General features: G+C 70.6%; 5 protein-coding genes. 4 read left to right on the forward strand and 1 reads right to left on the reverse strand.

The genetic code is table 11. From position 1 onward, the window contains the following. Positions 1-1,360, forward strand: a 1,360-nt coding sequence (locus tag VFO68_RS02300) for a thiamine pyrophosphate-dependent enzyme (RefSeq protein WP_325156438.1), incomplete at its 5' end; no start/stop codon positions are given. Between the two features lie 3 nt (positions 1,361-1,363). Here the strand turns inward: VFO68_RS02300 and VFO68_RS02305 are convergent. Further along, on the reverse strand, positions 1,364-1,849 hold the full coding sequence (locus VFO68_RS02305; protein ID WP_325156439.1) for a MarR family transcriptional regulator: 486 nt from the start codon (positions 1,847-1,849) through the stop codon (positions 1,364-1,366). A 157-nt stretch (positions 1,850-2,006) separates the two neighbouring features. On the opposite strand from VFO68_RS02305, the gene VFO68_RS02310 reads away from it, so the two are divergent. The 3 genes from VFO68_RS02310 to VFO68_RS02320 form a co-directional block, all read left to right on the forward strand. After that, positions 2,007-2,975, forward strand: coding sequence for a TIGR03557 family F420-dependent LLM class oxidoreductase (locus tag VFO68_RS02310; protein ID WP_325156440.1), 969 nt, complete (start codon positions 2,007-2,009; stop codon positions 2,973-2,975). 15 nt (positions 2,976-2,990) lie between these two features. Beyond that, positions 2,991-3,491: a hemerythrin domain-containing protein gene (locus VFO68_RS02315; RefSeq protein ID WP_325156441.1), complete on the forward strand. Its 501-nt coding sequence runs from the start codon at positions 2,991-2,993 to the stop codon at positions 3,489-3,491. Between the two features lie 63 nt (positions 3,492-3,554). Then, positions 3,555-3,879 (forward strand): hypothetical protein (locus VFO68_RS02320; RefSeq protein ID WP_325156442.1); only part of this gene is annotated, 325 nt, incomplete at its 3' end.

Consider the following 3,879-nt stretch of genomic DNA (forward strand, 5'->3'; position numbering starts at 1 on the left):
AGACCGGGCGATGCGCACCGCACTGGCCCGCCGGGCGCCGACCGCCGTGATCATTCCGGTGGACCTGCAGGAGGAGAAGTACACCCCGCCGCAACACGCGTTCAAGAACGTGCCGTCCAGCCCGCCGATCGTCCCGGCCAGCACGCTGGTGCCGCCGGCGGCGGAGATCGAGCGGGCCGCCGAGGTGCTCGGCGCCGGCCGGCGGGTGGCGATGCTGGTCGGGCAGGGCGCCCGCGGAGCGGCGGCCGAACTGGGCCAGGTGGCCGAGATCACCGGAGCCGGTGCGGCCAAAGCGTTGCTGGGCAAGGATGTGCTCTCCGACGACCTGCCCTGGGTGACCGGGTCGATCGGTCTGCTGGGCACCCGGCCGAGCTACGAGCTGATGCGTGACTGCGACACCCTGCTGATCGTGGGGTCCAGCTTTCCCTACTCGCAGTTCCTGCCCGAGTTCGGGCAGGCCCGCGCGGTGCAGATCGACGTGGACGCCAGCCTGATCGGCCTGCGCTACCCGGTCGAGGTGGCCCTGGTCGGCGACGCGCAGGCCACGCTGGCCGCGCTGCTGCCCAAGCTTCGCCGGGTGAGCGACCGAAGCTGGCGCGAGACGGTGGAGAGCAACGTCGAGCAGTGGTGGGACACCATGGCCAAGCAGGCCATGCTCTCGGCCAAGCCGGTCAACCCGATGCGGATCGTGTCGGAGCTGTCCGAACGCATCCCGCACGACGCGATCGTCACCGCGGACTCCGGCTCGGCGGCCAACTGGTACGCCCGCGACCTGAGAATGCGCGGCACCATGCGCGGGTCGCTGTCCGGCACCCTGGCCACCATGGGCGTCGGCGTCCCGTATGCCATCGGCGCCAAGTTCGCGCACCCGGACCGCCCGGTGGTGGCGCTGGTCGGCGACGGCGCGATGCAGATGAACGGCCTCACCGAGCTGATCACCATCGTCAAGTACCACCACCTGTGGACCGACCCGCGCATCGCGATCTGCGTGCTGCACAACAACGATCTCAACCAGGTCACCTGGGAGCTGCGCGCGATGGGCGGCGCGCCGAAGTTCGAGCAGTCGCAGAACCTGCCGGACATCTCCTATGCCGACATCGCCCGCGCGGTCGGGTTCGAGGCCGTCACCGTGACCGACCCGGACCAACTCGCCGGCGCCTGGGACCGGGTGCTGAGCACGGAGCGGCCGGCTCTGCTGGACGTGCACTGCGATCCCGAGGTTCCGCCGATCCCGCCGCACGCCACCTTCGACCAGATCAAGGCCGCCGCCGAGGCCGTGCTCAAGGGCGACCCCAACGCCTGGCACCTGCTCGCCCAGGGCGCCAAGACCAAACTCCAGGAGGCGCTGCCCGGCCGGTAGGCGTCACAACCAGGTCGCCGCGCCGTTGGGCGGCTCGCCGCCCGCGGCGGTGAACGCGCCCAGCGCGCGCACCAGGTTGCGGCGGGCGGTGGGGGTCATGCCGGAGACGATGCGGTTGATCAGGGCGCGGCGGCGGCGCATGACGTCGCGGACCAGCGCCCGGCCGGAGGCGGTGAGGTCCACCACCAGTTCGCGCCGGGAGGCCGGGTTGGGTTCCCGGCTGATCCGGCCGGTGGTGACCAGCCGGTCCACCATGCGGGTCGCGGTGGACGGGTTGACGCCCAGCGCCCCCGCGATGGCGGTGAGCTTCAGCGGCCCGCGACCGTCGAGCACCACCAGCAACCGGAACTGCGGCAGGGTGATCGTGTCGTCGACCGCCGCGATGGAACGCGCGGACAACCCCATCAGCATCCGGGACGCGGCCAACACGGCGTCGGTCACCGCGTCGGCATCCGCTCCCGCCTCGCGGGCCGGGGTCGATGGGCTCATGGTGATAGTTGTACCGCAGGGAAGTATTGCCCGGCACAACAGTTGGCCGGTGCGTTTTCGCAGGTCGCGTTGATCAGCATCGGGCCGGACCGCCCCGCCGCCACACCATCCGGTCGGCGAGGGTTGACCACCGTTCCGACCGGGTAGTCGGGCGGTCATGGTGAGGTGTGGGTACTTTCTGTCCTGCGAGGAGTTCGGTCCGCGTGAGCTGGTGCGGCAGGCCAAGATGGCCGAGCAGGCGGGGTTCGAGGCGCTGTGGATCTCGGATCACTACCACCCGTGGAACGACGCGCAGGGCAACAGCCCGTTCGTGTGGTCGGTGATCGGAGCGCTGTCCGAAGCGACCAGCCTGCCGGTGACCACGGCGGTGACCTGCCCGACCGTGCGGATCCATCCGGCGATCATCGCCCAGGCCGCGGCCACCGCGGCGGTGCAGCACGAGGGGCGGTTCGTGCTCGGGGTGGGCAGCGGCGAGGCGCTCAACGAGCACATCTTCGGTGACGCCTGGCCGCCGGCCGGAATCCGGCTGGAGATGCTGGAGGAGGCGGTGGCGGTGATCCGGGCGCTGCACAGCGGCGAGGAGATCACCCACCACGGCCGGCACTACACCGTCGAGAACGCCCGCGTGTACACGGTGCCGGACCGCCCGGTGCCGATCTACGTCTCCGGCTTCGGGCCCAAGGCGGCCGGTCTGGCCGGACGCATCGGCGACGGCTTCGTGTGCACCAGCCCGGACGCCGACCTGGTGCGGATGTTCCGGGAGGCCGGCGGCGCCGGCAAGCCGACCCAGGGCGGGTTCAAGGTCTGCCACGCGCCCACCGCCGAGGAGGGCCTGGCCACCGCGCACCAGTTGTGGCCCAACGCGATGCTGCCCGGCGAGCTCGCCCAGGTGCTGCCGACGCCCCGGCACTTCGAGCAGGCTTCCGAACTGGTGGGCAAGGACCTGATGTCCGGCACGCTGCCCTGCGGACCCGACCCGCAGTCCTATTTGGACACGTTGCGCGGGTACCTCGACGCCGGGTTCGACGAGGTCTACGTCAACCAGATCGGCCCGGACCAGGAGCGGTTCTTCCGGTTCTGGGAGCGCGAGATCCGCCCCGCCATTCCCCAACTCGCCCACGTCTGAAAGGAACCTTCCCGAATGTCGACCGACGCCATCGTGCTGCTCAAGGACGACCACAAGGAGATCCGCAAACTCTTCCGGGAGTTCGAGAACACCGGCAAGAACGCCAAGGCCAGCAAGGGAAAGATCGTCAACCGGATCCTCGAGCTGCTCACGGTGCACACCTACATCGAGAACGAGGGCATGTACCCCAAGGTTCGCGAGCTCGTCCCCGACCTGGAGGACGATGTGCTCGAGTCCTACGAGGAGCACCACGTCGCCGACGTGCTCTGCGTCGAGCTCGCCGCGATGGACCCGGACGACGAACGGTTCGAGGCCAAGACCACCGTCCTGATCGAGAGCGTCACCCACCACATGGAGGAAGAGGAGCAGGACTGGTTCCCCAAGGTGCGCGCCGCCCTCGGCCGCAAGCAACTCCAGGACATCGGCGCCCACATGATCCAGCTCCGGGCCAAGGCACCCCGCAAACCCAGCCAACCCAGCGCCCTGAAGAAGGCCGCCGACGCCGTGCTGAGCTGAGCCGCCCGGCGTCGCACCTTCGCGCTAGCCTGCACGGGAACTGACGTCGAACCTGGGGGAGCGATGCCGGAGCGGGTGCCGGGCGGGGATCAGGTCTGGGACGGGCTCGGACGTCCGGTCGGGGCGGAGCGGCTGTACAGCAGTCCACGGTCGCGGGTCTGGTTGGCCGACCTCGGCGAGCGTCGCGTGGTGGTGAAGCAGGTGGTGGACGGCGCGGACGCCGACGCCAGGTACGCGCGGGAGTTGGCGGCGCTGCGGCTCGCCGGGGCGCGGCGGCCGCCGCTGGTGCCGGAGTTGCTGGCGGCGGACCCGGCGGTGCGGGTGCTCGTGCTGGAGTACCTGGACGCCGAACCCGGGCTGCCGGACTGGGTGAGCTTCGCTGCCGGAC

The sequence above is a fragment of the Actinophytocola sp. genome (assembly GCF_035712165.1).
Classification (GTDB): Bacteria; Actinomycetota; Actinomycetes; order Mycobacteriales; family Pseudonocardiaceae; genus DASYTH01.